A 753-nucleotide genomic window follows, 5' to 3' on the forward strand; every position below is an offset into this window, starting at 1 on the left:
CCTAGCCTGCATCCACTGCGCCTGCACACGGGTGCGGATCAAGGCCACCCATCGGCGCACGCTCAAACACACCCGTCAGGGTAATCAACTGCTGGTGCTGCACCTGAGTGTGCCCAAGTATCACTGCACCGACTGCAATCGCTATTTCCGGCATCGGTTTACCGGGATTCGGCCCAGGCTGCGCGCGACCGAGGCCTATCGGCTGGAGGTATTCGAGGCTCACGAAGGCGGCGTCAGCCAGCGCAAGCTGAGAGCCACTCACCGCATCGGCAGCGCCACGGTCGAACGCTGGTATCAATCGTTCGTCAAGCAACGCGTATCCGAACTCTCGGGGCGTGCTTGCCCGCAGGTGCTCGGTATCGATGAACATTTTTTCAGCCGTAAAAAGGGCTACGCCACCACCTTGGTCGACTTAAAGAACCACAAGGTCTTTGACGTAACGCTGGGGCGTTCGGCAGCGAGCCTGCACGGGTATTTGAAGCGTTTGCCGGGTAAAGAACAGGTGCGCGTGATCGTGATGGATCTGTCCGAGACCTATCGTCGGATCGCTCAACAGCACTTCCCCAACGCCATGATTGTGGCCGACCGCTTCCACGTCATTCGACTGGTGAACCAGCATTTCTTAAAGCTATGGCAACAACACGATCCCGACGGTCGTAAAAACCGGGGGCTGTTGAGTCTGATGCGTCGTCATCGCTGGAAGTTGACCGCCATGCAGAAGGAAACGCTGCACCGCTATCTGGCGCAGATGCC

The 753-nt window shown here is 58.4% G+C and carries 1 protein-coding gene; it reads left to right on the forward strand.

Features of this window, described 5'->3' with window-relative positions; genetic code table 11:
* Window positions 1-753, forward strand: a 753-nt coding sequence (locus tag GOQ25_RS16265; RefSeq protein ID WP_160351526.1) for a transposase, incomplete at both ends; no start/stop codon positions are given.

This window comes from Bordetella sp. 15P40C-2, assembly GCF_009763235.1.
In the GTDB taxonomy this organism is placed as follows: domain Bacteria; phylum Pseudomonadota; class Gammaproteobacteria; order Burkholderiales; family Burkholderiaceae_B; genus Bordetella_A.